General features: G+C 40.4%; 16 protein-coding genes. 10 read left to right on the plus strand and 6 right to left on the minus strand.

Going from position 1 to position 13498, the window contains the following annotated elements:
- The first annotated feature begins 128 nt into the window (after nucleotides 1–128).
- The 10 genes from FTV03_RS08405 to FTV03_RS08450 all read left to right on the plus strand — a co-directional run bounded on the left by FTV03_RS08405 (nucleotide 129) and on the right by FTV03_RS08450 (nucleotide 8183).
- Nucleotides 129–1223 (plus strand): alpha/beta fold hydrolase, encoded by a 1095-nt coding sequence (locus FTV03_RS08405; RefSeq protein WP_180011252.1) that lies wholly within the window; start codon nucleotides 129–131, stop codon nucleotides 1221–1223.
- Nucleotides 1224–1241: 18 nt separating this feature from the next.
- On the plus strand, nucleotides 1242–2114 hold the full coding sequence (locus tag FTV03_RS08410; protein ID WP_180040991.1) for an NAD(P)-dependent oxidoreductase: 873 nt from the start codon (nucleotides 1242–1244) through the stop codon (nucleotides 2112–2114).
- 88 nt (nucleotides 2115–2202) lie between these two features.
- Nucleotides 2203–2472, plus strand: a complete 270-nt coding sequence (locus FTV03_RS08415; RefSeq protein WP_078188510.1) for a YARHG domain-containing protein — start codon at nucleotides 2203–2205, stop codon at nucleotides 2470–2472.
- Nucleotides 2473–2503: 31 nt separating this feature from the next.
- Nucleotides 2504–2917, plus strand: a complete 414-nt coding sequence (locus tag FTV03_RS08420) for an HIT family protein (protein WP_078188511.1) — start codon at nucleotides 2504–2506, stop codon at nucleotides 2915–2917.
- Between the two features lie 312 nt (nucleotides 2918–3229).
- Nucleotides 3230–4309, plus strand: coding sequence for a porin (locus tag FTV03_RS08425; RefSeq protein ID WP_180040993.1), 1080 nt, complete (start codon nucleotides 3230–3232; stop codon nucleotides 4307–4309).
- Between the two features lie 522 nt (nucleotides 4310–4831).
- Nucleotides 4832–5023, plus strand: a complete 192-nt coding sequence (gene cydP, locus FTV03_RS08430) for a cytochrome oxidase putative small subunit CydP (protein ID WP_078188513.1) — start codon at nucleotides 4832–4834, stop codon at nucleotides 5021–5023.
- Nucleotides 5023–6609 (plus strand): cytochrome ubiquinol oxidase subunit I, encoded by a 1587-nt coding sequence (locus tag FTV03_RS08435; RefSeq protein WP_078188514.1) that lies wholly within the window; start codon nucleotides 5023–5025, stop codon nucleotides 6607–6609. The genes cydP and FTV03_RS08435 overlap by 1 nt, the downstream gene beginning before the upstream one ends.
- Nucleotides 6606–7751, plus strand: a complete 1146-nt coding sequence (gene cydB / locus FTV03_RS08440; RefSeq protein ID WP_180040995.1) for a cytochrome d ubiquinol oxidase subunit II — start codon at nucleotides 6606–6608, stop codon at nucleotides 7749–7751. The genes FTV03_RS08435 and cydB overlap by 4 nt, the downstream gene beginning before the upstream one ends.
- A 24-nt stretch (nucleotides 7752–7775) precedes the next feature.
- Complete coding sequence (gene cydX / locus FTV03_RS08445; protein WP_002120988.1) at nucleotides 7776–7877, plus strand: cytochrome bd-I oxidase subunit CydX; 102 nt, start codon at nucleotides 7776–7778, stop codon at nucleotides 7875–7877.
- A 3-nt stretch (nucleotides 7878–7880) separates the two neighbouring features.
- Nucleotides 7881–8183: a cyd operon YbgE family protein gene (locus FTV03_RS08450; protein ID WP_078188516.1), complete on the plus strand. Its 303-nt coding sequence runs from the start codon at nucleotides 7881–7883 to the stop codon at nucleotides 8181–8183.
- 20 nt (nucleotides 8184–8203) lie between these two features.
- Here the strand turns inward: FTV03_RS08450 and FTV03_RS08455 are convergent, their stop codons facing one another.
- The 6 genes from FTV03_RS08455 to kdsA form a co-directional block, all read right to left on the minus strand.
- Nucleotides 8204–8875 (minus strand): hypothetical protein, encoded by a 672-nt coding sequence (locus tag FTV03_RS08455; RefSeq protein ID WP_257220720.1) that lies wholly within the window; start codon nucleotides 8873–8875, stop codon nucleotides 8204–8206.
- A 68-nt stretch (nucleotides 8876–8943) separates the two neighbouring features.
- Nucleotides 8944–10080 carry a rod shape-determining protein RodA gene (gene rodA / locus FTV03_RS08460; RefSeq protein ID WP_180007840.1) on the minus strand — a complete coding sequence of 379 codons (1137 nt, stop codon included), beginning with the start codon at nucleotides 10078–10080 and terminating at the stop codon, nucleotides 8944–8946.
- Nucleotides 10081–10165: 85 nt separating this feature from the next.
- Nucleotides 10166–10891 (minus strand): 2-C-methyl-D-erythritol 4-phosphate cytidylyltransferase, encoded by a 726-nt coding sequence (gene ispD / locus FTV03_RS08465; protein WP_180040997.1) that lies wholly within the window; start codon nucleotides 10889–10891, stop codon nucleotides 10166–10168.
- Nucleotides 10854–11246, minus strand: a complete 393-nt coding sequence (locus tag FTV03_RS08470; protein WP_078188520.1) for a septum formation initiator family protein — start codon at nucleotides 11244–11246, stop codon at nucleotides 10854–10856. The genes ispD and FTV03_RS08470 overlap by 38 nt, the downstream gene beginning before the upstream one ends.
- Nucleotides 11247–11262: 16 nt before the next feature.
- Nucleotides 11263–12552 carry a phosphopyruvate hydratase gene (gene eno, locus FTV03_RS08475; protein ID WP_180040999.1) on the minus strand — a complete coding sequence of 430 codons (1290 nt, stop codon included), beginning with the start codon at nucleotides 12550–12552 and terminating at the stop codon, nucleotides 11263–11265.
- A gap of 64 nt (nucleotides 12553–12616) precedes the next feature.
- Nucleotides 12617–13474 (minus strand): 3-deoxy-8-phosphooctulonate synthase, encoded by an 858-nt coding sequence (gene kdsA / locus FTV03_RS08480; RefSeq protein WP_078188522.1) that lies wholly within the window; start codon nucleotides 13472–13474, stop codon nucleotides 12617–12619.
- Nucleotides 13475–13498: the final 24 nt, after the last annotated feature.

The raw sequence follows: 13498 nt of genomic DNA on the forward strand, positions 1-13498 counted from the left end.
CGCGAAGAACTGCCTTTGTGAAGAATTGCCAATATTTTGAGCGTCTAAGCTATTTAAGGTCAAGGTAAAATACGAAATTATCGCTTAGACTTCGACCAATCCTACAAGGACTTAGGCAATTGACAGTTATGCATCCTTTCAAACAGAAATTTCTGGCGCAGCAAAAGAAAATTAAACACCTGTCTACACGTGTGTTTAATGCAAAATCGCTGGTCCTTTCTCAATCAACACCCTATGAAGTAATTACTGAATATAAACATGCAAAAGTTCGGTATTACGCTTCGCCTGATCGTAAATACAAAGAACCCTTAGTGTTTGTTGCACCACTGGCCATCAATATGGCAATTTATGATTTGTATCCATATCGCTCATTGGTGAAACATTTTCAACACAGTGGCTTTGATGTCTATTTGTTGGAATGGGGAAAGTTGAACTATCAAGATCGATTCTTAAATTTTCTATCGTTTATTGATGATGTGATTCCACATTGTATTGATCAAATTTGTGAGCATGCAGATAGTCAATACATCTCGCTACACGGTTGGAGCATGGCTGGAGTCTTTGTCACGCTGTATACCGCATTACATCAACCTGAACATGTTAAAAATCTCATGGTGATGGGCGCACCGATTGATAGCTATGCCTCAGGTCGTATCGGAAAGTTATTTCAAAAAACCAATCGCTTGCTTTCACGTAGTAAGAATTTACAAGAAAAGGTCTACACAGGGAAAATTCCTAAACATTTTATCCATACACCGGGCGTACTCAATGCAATTGGTTTTAAAATCGTTGATCCAATGGGTTGGTTCAAAAGCCAAAAACAATTTCTATCTAACTTAGACAATCTACATGACCTGTATGAGCATGCAACCATGGGCGATTTTCTCAATCACATGATTGACTATCCGGGTGGCATTAACCAAGACATGGTATTCAATGTTTGGCTACAAAATCCACTTAAAAATGGCATTATTCAATTGAAAGATAAAGTTATTCAATTAAAAAATATCCACTGCTCTTTGTTGATTGGCGCGGGTTCTACCGATCAAATCGTTACTGCCGATGCAGCAAGTCCTTTAGGCGAATTGACAAGTAGTCAAGATGTCACGTTTACTCTCATTCCCGGTGGTCACCTCGGCCTGATGTCGAGTCAAAAAAGTGCCAATCAATTTTGGCCAACTTTGACCCAGTGGCTTACACAAAGATCCAGTTTATTGAAATAAAAAATTTAGAGGGTAAAGATGATTCAGTCAGTTGCATTTATCGGATTGGGCGCAATGGGTTACCGTATGGCAGCGCACCTACCAAAACAGTTCGACACGGTTTATGTCTGGAATCGAAACTTTACCAAGGCAGAGCAACATGCTGCTGAATTTGGTACGCAAGCGGTTGTATTAGAGCAAGCAGTGCAAGCGGACATTATTTTTTCATGCCTACCCATCAGCCAAGATGTTGAAAATTTAATTGCGAGTGTGACGCTGAAATCAGGCTCGATTTGGGTCGACTGTACCAGCGGTGTGCCAGAATCTGCAAAAAAACTCGCTTCAGCCTTAAAGCAACAAAACGTTTCGTTCTTAGACGCCCCTGTGAGTGGACAAACCATTGGCGCTGAAACTGGAACATTAACCGTCATGATTGGTGGTGACGCAGCAGCCTTTGAACGTGCATTACCTGCGATCCAAACATTTGGCAAACTGATTAAACATGTGGGTGAACCGGGTGCGGGTTTTGCCGTTAAAGCTGTAAACAACATGTTAATGGCTGTAAATCTTTGTGCAGTTGCTGAAGGATTCACCACCTTAAAAGCGCATGGCGTGGACTTACATGAAGCACTCGATTGTATTAATGCGTCGAGCGGTAAAAGTAATGTGACTGAAACAGTTTTACCGCAGCGCGTACTGAATCGTAGCTTCCCATTAACCTTTGCGCTTCCATTACTTGCAAAAGATACGGGAATTGCTGTTGATCTGGTACGACAAGCAAAACTTTCAGCCCCTGTGCTCTCTTTGACGCAAAATTTAATCCAAGCAGCAAGCGATCAAGCTGAAGAAAACAGTGATTTTTCAAGCGCTATGATTATGTATGAAAAATGGAGTAAAATTACAATTGAGTAATAACTCGCCATTGAATAACGATAAATAACCATCATATTGTACTCTAGTGTCATAACACACATTGTTACAAATGACAGAGGAAACTCGCATGAACAAATTTACCCTTGCAACTTTGCTAGGTGCTGTAACTTTAATCGGGGCTTCTACTGCTGTTTTAGCATCTGAGCAAGAATGCCAAAAGTTGAAAAATGACCATGACGTGATTTATGCATCGAAAGGTTTCTGCTTTAAAGATCCTGATGCTAAAGCGAAGTTTGGCAATGACAATTGCTACACAACTAAGCCTAAATTTTCAGAAAAAGAGCAACAACGACTTGACGCGATCAAAGATCGTCAGAAAGAATTGAATTGTAAATAATTACGATTCAATTCGCACAAGGAATTTAGCAATGACTTATGATGATCAAAATATTTTTGCTCGGATTTTACGCGGAGAACTTCCTGCGTTTAAAGTCTATGAAGATGATCAAGTACTCGCTTTTATGGATGTCATGCCACAGGCCGAAGGTCATACGCTCGTAATTCCTAAAACCCCTGCTATTACGCTGCTTGATTTAGATCCAGAAGCGGCTGCTTATACCATTCAGGTAGCTCAAAAAGTTGCAAAAGCAATGGAAAAAGCCTTAGACGTGAAAGGTATCGTATTGATGCAGTTGTCTGGCGCTGCTGCGGGTCAAACTGTTCCGCATGTGCATTTCCACCTAATTCCGACTTCAGTGCATGAATTAGGTAAACATGCCGCACAAATGGGCGACATGGAAAAAATCAAAGCCATTGGCGAAAAAATCAAAGCAGCACTTTAAGTTCAATTGAGTTTAAAGTGATGATCAATGGAGCTTCGGCTCCATTTTTTTATGTTTAGAATATTGTGCCAAGTCATTTTAACTGCAAAATTTAATATTTAAAAATAACTATAAATATTTAATAAATATCAATCTTTATAAATAAAAATACAATTTAAACCAAAAATCACCTTTCACCGTTTTGAAATATTTCCTTAATAGAACTGTCTTATTTGTAATGAATACTTAGCGCCATTAGATAGCGAAATTACTTCTAGCCAAGCTACTGATAAAACATATTGATATGACTGGAAAAGTCTTCTGGAGCTTCAAATGAAAAAAAATCTATGTGCATTAGCAATCGGGGCAACAATTCTTACACCAATGATGGCATCTGCTGCAGATGTAAAAATTTATGGCCGTGCACATGTCTCTCTTGACTATCTAGATGATGGTAAAGATTACAACGAAGTTGGTCTTTCTTCTAACGCTTCACGCTTAGGCTTCAAAGTAGATCAAAAAATTAATGATGACCTCAACGTATTCGCTCAAATTGAGCAAGAAGTAAACTTTGCAAGCGGTAGCCAAGACAGCAAAGGTGTAGATTTTTCAACACGTGACACATTCGTGGGTTTAAAAAGTTCAACTTATGGTCAAGCACGTGTAGGTCGTTTTGACAGCCCATTTAAAGTCGCACGTAGCCCTGTGAACTTCTTCGGTGACATGGTTGGTGACGTTCGTAACGTAACACGTGTAGGCAACTTAAAATTTGATGAACGTAATGAAAACACCATTGAATATAAATCGCCAAAATTTAGCGGTGGTTTCAATGTATTGGCTGCAATGTCAATGCATTCAGGTACACAAATTGACCGTGAAGCAGATGGCGAAGGCAAAGATGATAACAAAGCCTATGATCTTGCTCTAACTTATAAAGAAGGCCCTATTGATTTTGCAGCAGCTTACGAAAAGTATGATGAAAATGCAGCAAACGCAGCTGGTGGTGCAAGTCGTGATGCATTGCGTATTGCTGGTGCATATAAGTTAACTGAAGAATTTAACTTGGGTGCGTTATACCAAATTGCCAAACACGACAACAATACAGCCAACCCAGATGCGCAAGTTTTCGGTGTAGCTGGCGAATATAAAGTAACGCCTAAAACCTCAGTACGCGGTGAATACTTCTACCGTGACGTAGATGCTGATGATGCCAATGCAAGCTTGATCGGTGTGGGTGTAGAACATAAGTTGGATAGCACATTACGCGTATACAGCAACTTAGCAACTGTGCTTAACGACAAAAACTCTAAACTCAATCCTTGGAAAGAAGGTCGTAGCTTCGGTAACGGTATTTCAGGGATCGGTGATGAAAATGCAACTGCACTTTCTCTTGGTCTACGTTACGACTTCTAAGCTGCAATATCTCCCCCAAAAGACATACTCCGGTATGTCTTTTTTTACTCAAAAGAAATGTTTCAGGACTAAAATAAGCTAAGTTCATCATGTATCAAATATTTAAAAAGTATTTAAAAAACTTAGTCCAGCCTCTTTAACATCAACCATATAGAGATCGTTTAACAGCACTACATCAATAGCCCATTTTTTTTAGCAAAACTTAAACATAACAAATAAAAATCTTATTCATTCAATAAAGATTCTCATTATTAACAATATAACTTTTAGTAAATATAGTAAATTAGTCAGAATTTAAAATATAAATATAAGCGTTTTAGTCGGATTTAAAATATTTAAACACAAGTGTTTTAGTCAAGTATTTAAAATAAAAAATTAGTTTATTTTTTAACTATCAAACACAATAAGTCTTTGTATTTACTATGCTTAATAATATATTTTTATTTTAACTGTTCAACCTATTTGCTTTTTGTATATATTTGTTAATAATATAGTACAAGTTTAAAGAATAGGCTTATCTCCATGAGCTTAAAATTCAAAGATTTAAATCGTCGTGTGGTCAGAGAAATAACCGCAATACTAATAATTAAAGTGATTATTTTAATGATCATTAAGAACATCTGGTTCGACGCCCCTACTATCCCTAAAAACTTTGACAATCAAGTTGCCGAGCATATTGCTGGCAGTCCTTCCCAAATCAAGGAGACACGTTGATGATTTCTGAAAGCGTGGTCGATCTTTCGCGGTTCCAATTTGCAATGACCGCGATGTATCACTTTATTTTTGTTCCGCTGACTTTAGGTCTGGCTTTTATTCTTGCCATTATGGAAACCACCTATGTGATTTCTGGCAAAGAAATTTATAAAGACATGACTAAATTCTGGGGAAAACTCTTCGGTATTAACTTCGCATTAGGTGTTACTACTGGTTTGACCATGGAGTTTCAGTTCGGTACTAACTGGGCGTATTACTCGCACTATGTCGGTGATATTTTCGGTGCACCATTAGCCATTGAAGGTCTGATGGCATTCTTCCTTGAATCAACATTTATTGGTTTATTCTTCTTCGGCTGGGATCGCCTATCCAAAGTTCAGCATTTGGCTGTCACTTGGTTAGTTGCTCTAGGCTCGAACATGTCTGCACTATGGATTTTAGTGGCCAATGGTTGGATGCAAAACCCTGTTGGTTCTGCTTTTAACTATGAAACCATGCGTATGGAAATGGTGGACTTCGGTGCGCTGATTTTCAACCCCGTGGCTCAGGTTAAATTCGTGCATACCGTATCTGCAGGTTATGTGACTGGTGCTATTTTCGTACTGGCAATTTCAAGTTACTACTTATTGAAAAAGCGTGACTTGCCATTTGCGCGTCGCTCATTCGCCATCGCTGCTATCTTTGGTTTAGCGTCTACACTTTCGGTGATCTTACTGGGTGATGAATCTGGTTATGAAATTGGTGACGTACAAAAAACTAAACTAGCTGCGATTGAAGCTGAATGGGACACTCACCCAGCTCCAGCGCCATTTACTTTGTTCGGTATTCCAAATAAAGAAACCATGTCTACTGACTACGCGATCAAAATTCCTTATGTCATGGGGATTATCGCAACACGTTCAACTGACAAAGAAGTGACAGGTATTAAAGACCTGATCGTACAACACGAAGCGCGTATTCGTAACGGTATGGTGGCTTACTCGCAGTTAGAACAACTTCGTGCAGGCGATACTTCTCCTGAACTTAAAGCAGCATTTGCTGAGTCTCAAAAAGACTTGGGTTATGGTCTGCTTCTGAAAAAATACACAGACAAAGTTGTCGATGCTTCTGACGAACAAATCAAAGCAGCTGCAAAAGACACTATTCCACATGTCCCAAGCTTGTTCTGGGCATTCCGTGCAATGGTTGCTTCTGGTTTCTTAATGCTCCTTCTGTTCGTACTTGCTACCTTTGCTGTCGGTAAACGTAATGCAGAAAACAAACCTTGGTTATTAAAGTTTGCTTTATTTGCCCTGCCATTACCTTGGATTGCAGCACAAACAGGTTGGTATGTTGCCGAAGTTGGTCGTCAACCTTGGACTATCGGTGAAGTTCTACCTACACATCTTTCAGCTTCTAGCTTAAGTACAGGTGATGTATGGGGTTCTATCCTTGCATTGGCAGCGTTCTACACTGTACTGCTGATCATTGAAATGTACTTAATGATTAAATTCTCACGCCTTGGCCCAAGTTCTCTACATACTGGTAAATACCACTTCGAGAAACTTGAAGCTGCAAAAAAGGCAAATGAGGAGGCTCAAGCATGATCGAATATGAATTACTCAAAATCATTTGGTGGGTATTAGTCGGTGTCCTACTGATCGGCTTCGCCCTCACCGATGGCTTCGATATGGGCTCAATGGCGATCATGCCATTCGTAGGTAAAAAAGACGAAGAACGTCGTGCGGCAATCAATACGATTGCCCCACACTGGGACGGTAACCAAGTGTGGTTTATTACTGCCGGTGGTGCGCTGTTTGCAGCATGGCCAATGGTATATGCAACTGCATTCTCAGGCATGTATTGGGCGCTGTTACTGGTACTCTTCGCTCTCTTCTTACGTCCAGTCGGTTTTGACTACCGTTCTAAACTTGAAAATACCAAGTGGCGTAATTCTTGGGACTGGGGTTTAGCAATTGGTGGTGCCGTTCCTGCCCTCGTATTTGGTGTTGCGTTTGGTAATATGTTCCTTGGTGTTCCATTCACTATGGACGAAACTGTTCGCTCGACTTATACAGGGAGCTTCTTTGCACTGCTTAACCCATTCGCTTTAGTTTGCGGTATCGTGAGTTTATCTATGCTTTGCGCTCACGGTGGTGCATGGCTCATGCTTCGTACAGACGGCGATCTGCGCGCACGCTCTGCAAAAGCAACTCAGCTTATGGGTATCGTATTCTTAGTTTGCTTCTTACTGGCAGGCGCATGGTTATACTTCGGTAATATCCAAGGCTACACATTAGCTCAACCGTTTGACACTAATGGCGTTGCAAACCCATTAGCTAAAGAAGTGATCACCAATGCCAACCCAGGTTGGATGAACAATTATAGTATTTATCCTATTACTATGATTGCGCCAATCATGGCTATTTTAGGTGCGCTGATCATCATCCTTGCCGCAGGTAAAGGTAAAGCAGGTTTCAGCTTCCTTGGTTCAAGCTTGGCAGTCATTGGTGCAATCTTAACTGCTGGTTTTGCATTGTTCCCTTTCCTTATGCCATCGAGCATCAACCCAACTGTAAGTTTGACTATGTGGGATGCGGTATCAAGTAAAAATACCCTAACTGTGATGACAGTTGCAGCATGTATTTTTGTCCCACTTATCCTGTGCTACACAACTTGGTGTTACTACAAGATGTGGGGTGTAGTCACTAACAAACATATTGAAGAGAATTCACACAGCCTATACTAAGGCTGTGTCTAAGGAGAAAAGACGATGTGGTATTTTGCTTGGATTCTCGGTATTTTGATGGCATGTTTTGCAGGTGTACTTAGTGCGCTTTACATCGAACATCATCAAGATCTAGATGAGGAATAACAAATGACTGATGCTGCTGTAGAAAAATCACTTGTAGAAAAGAAGCCAAATAAATTTGCAATGGTCATTTCCTGCCTGTTAGCTTTTCCTTTGGCAGCCGTGTTACTTGTACATCCTGCTGCCATGCTGGATGACAATGGTGGATATAGCCATCGAGCGCTGATGTTCATCATGATAGGTATTTCAGGTGGTTTTGTGCATGGTGTGGGTTTTACACCACACCATTGGTTCTGGAAATGGCTTTTTAGCCCCTTCCTCGCTTGGCCACTCATGTTATGGGGCTACTACACATGGTTCCTACATTAATTAATATCTAAATAAAGCCCTCACTTGAGGGCTTTATTATATTTACGATCAATTTCGGCTTTTTTTTCTGCTGTAATATCGTCTTGCATTTGAAAACAGCCTCTAAATTTTTCATGGATATGATGAATATATTTTTCTTTAGCGGCATGCCTTAGCAAAATTTGAGCTGCCATTATGATAAATCCATTGACTTGCTTCACTATTATTATGCGCTGAGCATCCGCCAACCCAGCTTTTCGCTGAATTAATGAGTTTCGACCAGTATGCACAATCGAATGCAAATGCTTTAACGAATAGAACTTAAACTCTTTAAACATTTCAACAATATGCTTAATTTCTACAACATTTTCTAACTTTGTAATCATTTCAGCTACGGTAGGAATTTTCACATTCTGAAGCAACTCTTCTTCTCGTTGAATTTCAAATTTCTGAATTTCTATATTAGAGGCAACCATTAGTAACCAATATGCCCTCACCACAGCTTCAAATTGAATTCGAAATAATGCGAGTGCAGATATATCTTGGCGTGATTCTAAAAGTTGTAAAATGGCTTCACCATGCTCCATGGATAATTCACAACATTCATAGACTAAATCAAGTCGCTGCACGCCACCAATAAATGCTGAATGATTTAACTCGTTATATAGCTCATCCAACATCGATTCAGAATCACGAAAAATATCTATCAACATCAGCTTCCATTTTTTAAATGCCAAAATTTTAAATATAAAAAAAGCCGGATTAATTCCAGCTTTAAAATTTAACGATGCGTATGAATCGACATCACAATCCCCATACCTGCAAGCATGGATATGACTGCCGTCCCCCCATAACTCATCAAAGGTAATGGATCGCCTGTTACAGGCAAAATCCCACTAACCATACCTGAGTTCAAAAATACAAAGAAGAAGAAAGTTAAGCCCATCGCCCCTGCATAAAGTCGTCCAAAATTATGGAAAGAATTTAGTCCAATAATCAGACAGCGAACAATAATTGCTGTAAACAAACTAAATAAAAGGAAAACACCAATAAAGCCAAATTCTTCTGCATAGGTCGACATAATAAAGTCAGTATGATGCTCTGGAAGATAACCCAAGTGCGACTGTGTCCCTTCGGTATAACCCTTACCCATTAAACCACCTGAACCAATGGCAATTTTAGACTGAATAATATTCCAACCTGCACCAAGCGCGTCAGACTCCGGGTCAAATAACGTCAGTACACGTTTTTTCTGATATTCCTGCAAAAAGAACATCCAGAGTACAGGTGCTGCAATCGCAAAGGCTGTTAAAGCACCTGCAATCAAACGCCAAGACATACCACTTAAAAATAAAACAAAAATACCCGGAATAATCAAACCAATATTCAAGTCGGGCTGTAAAGCGACCAATGCAAATGGAATCAATAATAAAATTAATGCCCCGACGATTTGTAAAAATTTCGGTGGAAATGGTTTTCGCGCAAAATACCACGCCATCATCAGTGGCATGGCAAATTTCATAAACTCACTCGGCTGCATACTGCCGATACCCGGCAAGCTAATCCAGCGTTTCGCCCCCATCCTTTTTTCACCAATAACCAAAACCAACAACAGTAAAAATATACCGATGGCATATAAGTACGGACTCATAGATTGGTAAACTTTGGGTGGAATTTGCGCGCAGATCAGCATCACAATAAAGCCCACGCCAAAACTTGTGGCTTGACGCAGCACCATTCCCGAGTCTTCTGCGGTCGCACTATAGACAACCATCAGCCCCAATATTGCATTGAGTACCAAGAAGCAAAGTAACCACGGGTCTAAATGAAGTTTAGCCCATCGAGAAGAATCGTGTTTTATACTGCGGCCATCGCGTAATGACTGACGTAAAAAACGATACTGTTGAGAAGGGATCATTGCGAAACAGATCTAAAAAGGATGCGGGAATTATAGATTAAAGCGACAGTAAAAATCACTTTCCCTTAAATATTCCTTGAAATAATCATCTATTAACTTGAGACGCTAAAATTAAACGTGCCAATTCCAAGTCATCAGGATAGGTAATTTTAATATTGTCCGAACGACCCTGCACGACATTGACATGCTCACCGAAAAATTCTAAAGCACTTGCCTCATCTGTGATGGTCGCACCAGCGGCAAGCGCTTGTTCAATGGCATTTTTAAGTACACCCAATTTGGCAATTTGTGGTGTCTGTGCTTGCCATAAAGTTGAACGATCTACCGTTGTTGATATAAGTGGCGCCGTTTCAACTCGTTTTAATGTATCGCGTACGGGAATGGCGAGAATCGCACTTTGCTCAGTTTCTACTGCCGATTGAACTAAATCTTCTAAACTCAACTGTGAGACACATGGTCGTGCTGCATCATGAACAAATACCCAATCATCATCATTGGCAATCTTAGATAGATATTGCAATGCATTGAGTACAGAATGCACACGCTCTGCACCGCCTAAACAAAAATGAGCCTTCTCTTGATTAGTGAGTGCCAAGGTCTGCGCAACATTATCTTGCTCGCCTATAGCCAATACATAGCCTGTTAAAGGCAATTGGTTGAGACGTGCAACTGTGTGTTCAAGCACCGTTAGACCCGCAATGTTTTGATATTGTTTTAGTTCAGTTTTAGAAAATCGACTTCCTGAACCAGCAGCAGGAATAATGGCCCACAATTTAAGGTTCGGGTGGAAGTTCGGCGGGTTCTGACTCATTGGTACGTAGGTCTACTTTTGCGTTTGGATCAATATAAATTGGTTTGTACTGAGTACTGATCGTACTCATCTGTACGAAAGTTTCATGCGGTTTAATTAAACCTAAATCTAGACGAGCATGCTCTTCAATAGCTTCAACGCCATTTTTTAAATCGTATACCTCAGCGGCAAGCACACGATTTCGTTCTTTTAATTCGTCATTGAGTTCGACTTGTTGTTGTATTTTCTGACTCAGTTGTTGATGTTGATGATAACCACCTTCACCGAACCAGTATAAATATTGAAACCCTGCGATCAAAAAGATCGCAAGGCCCAACAATGCTTTACTCGCTTTGGAGTCAAATACATTTAACATAGATAGCATGATCTGCTTAGTTCAAACCTTTGAACTCAGCTTTACCGCGATATGCAGCATTAGTCAATTCTTCAATACGAAGTAATTGGTTATATTTCGCTACACGGTCAGAACGGCAAAGTGAACCAGTTTTGATTTGACCCGCTGCTGTACCTACTGCAAGATCCGCAATTGTAGAATCTTCAGTTTCACCAGAACGGTGTGAAATTACTGTAGTGTAACCATTTGCTTTCGCAAGGTAGATTGCATCTAGAGTTTCAGTCAACGTACCGATTTGGTTGTACTTGATCAGGATCGAGTTACCCACTTTTTCGTTGATACCACGTTGAAGAATCTTAGGATTCGTAACGAATAGGTCATCACCAACCAATTGGATTTTGTCGCCAAGGATTGAAGTGAGGTAAGACCAACCTTCCCAATCAGACTCGTCCAAACCATCTTCAATTGAGATGATTGGGTATTGTTTCGCAAAACCAGCAAGGTAGTCAGCAAATTGGTTGCTTGTGAATGCTTTATTACCTTCACCTGCAAGGATGTATTGACCATCTTTGTAGAATTCTGAAGATGCACAGTCAAGCGCAAGCATAATGTCTGAACCTGCTTTGTAGCCAGTTTTTTCAATTGCTTCAAGAATTACTGTAATTGCTTCTTCGTTAGAACGTAAGTTTGGCGCAAAACCACCTTCATCACCCACTGCTGTGTTTAAACCTTTTTGATTCAATACAGATTTTAATGAGTGGAAAATTTCAGCACCAGCGCGTAAAGCTTCAGAGAATGAAGTGAAGCCAACTGGCTCGATCATAAATTCTTGAATGTCTACGTTGTTGTCTGCATGTGAACCACCATTTAGGATGTTCATCATTGGAACAGGCATAGTCAAAATGCTGTTATTACGAAGGTCTGCGATGTATTGGAAAAGTGGAATTTTCTTTTCGTCAGCAGCAGCGCGTGCAGCAGCTAGCGATACCGCTAAAGTTGCGTTCGCACCTAATTTTTCTTTGTTTTCAGTACCGTCAAGCGCGATCATTGTGTTATCAATGTCTTTTTGTTCGAATACTGATTTACCCAACAATGCATCACGAATTACTGTGTTAACGTTGTTAACCGCAGTTTTAACGCCTTTACCTAAGTAACGAGCTTTGTCGCCGTCACGAAGTTCTAAAGCTTCACGAGAACCAGTTGAAGCACCAGATGGTGCACATGCACGGCCTACAACGCCAGAGGCTAAGGTTACGTCTGCTTCGATGGTAGGGTTACCACGAGAGTCCAAAATTTCACGTGCACGAATGTCAACGATTTGACTCATGAACAATTCCTCAGTTGATTAATAAAAATGATGCGTCAAAAGTGACGCATCAATGTGTATCGAATTAGTGTGTGTCTAACTTTGCGAAACCTTTAACTAAGGTATCGAGCTCTTTTAACTGTGCCAAGAAAGGTTCCAACTGTGACATGCGTAGCGCACATGGACCGTCACATTTGGCATTTTCTGGATCTGGATGAGCTTCTAAGAACAATCCTGCTAAACCAGTCGCCATACCTGCTCGTGCCAGTGTCGTGATTTGCGCACGACGACCACCTGCAGAATCCGCACGACCACCCGGCGTTTGAAGCGCATGCGTAACATCAAAGAACACAGGGACATTCATTTCTTTCATGATGTCAAAGCCCAACATGTCTACAACTAAATTATTGTAACCAAATGCTGAACCACGTTCACAAAGAATCAGTTTGTCATTCCCTGCTTCCAAACACTTATGCAAAATATGACGCATTTCGTGTGGTGCGAGGAACTGTGCTTTTTTAATGTTGATGATGGCATCAGTTTTCGCCATCGCTTCAACAAGGTCAGTTTGACGGCTTAAAAATGCAGGAAGCTGGATAATATCCGCAACTTCAGCAACAGGCGCAGCTTGATATGGTTCATGTACGTCAGTAATAATCGGCACATTAAAGTGTTTTTTTATGTCAGCTAACCACTCGATTCCTTTTTCCAGGCCTGGGCCACGGAAAGAGTTCAAGCTTGAACGATTGGCTTTATCAAAACTTGCTTTAAACACATACGGAATATCCAAGCGTTTGCAGATATCCACATAGGTTTCAGCAATTTCAAAAGCAAGGTCTTTTGACTCAAGTACGTTCATGCCGCCGAATAGTACAAATGGCAAATGATTTGCCATTTGTATATCGCCTAAACGTACAATTTCCTGTGGTTTTAATTGTGACATTTAAACTCTTCCTGGTTTAGTCAA

It is taken from the genome of Acinetobacter sp. YH12218 (genome assembly GCF_013417925.1).
Lineage (GTDB): Bacteria > Pseudomonadota > Gammaproteobacteria > Pseudomonadales > Moraxellaceae > Acinetobacter > Acinetobacter amyesii.